The sequence below is a fragment of the Bradyrhizobium sp. 23 genome (assembly GCF_023073295.1).
Taxonomy (GTDB): Bacteria; Pseudomonadota; Alphaproteobacteria; order Rhizobiales; family Xanthobacteraceae; genus Bradyrhizobium; species Bradyrhizobium canariense_D.
Genome location: NZ_JADPJF010000148.1, coordinates 579,640 through 579,891, shown reverse-complemented (window position 1 = coordinate 579,891; position 252 = coordinate 579,640). Strand labels below are relative to the sequence as shown.

Annotated in this window: 1 protein-coding gene; it reads right to left on the bottom strand. The window is 66.3% G+C overall.

The genetic code is table 11. From position 1 onward, the window contains the following. On the bottom strand, window positions 1–252 hold a 252-nt coding region (locus tag IVB32_RS36110; protein ID WP_247413003.1), incomplete at both ends, for an ABC transporter ATP-binding protein.

Here is a 252-nt window from a genome sequence, read left to right as displayed (position 1 = left end):
AGGTTCAAGACTTGCGCCTGCACGGAAACGTCGAGCGCGGAGACCGGCTCGTCGGCGACGATCAGCTTCGGCTGGGTGATCAGCGCGCGCGCAATGGCGATGCGCTGGCGCTGGCCGCCGGAGAACTCGTGTGGATATTTCTCCATGTCGGCATCGCGCAGACCCACCTGCCGTAGCACTGCGGAGACGCGGGCACGTAGCGTCGTGCGATCAATCCCCTCCAGCACGGTGAGCGGTTCGGCGACGATGCGC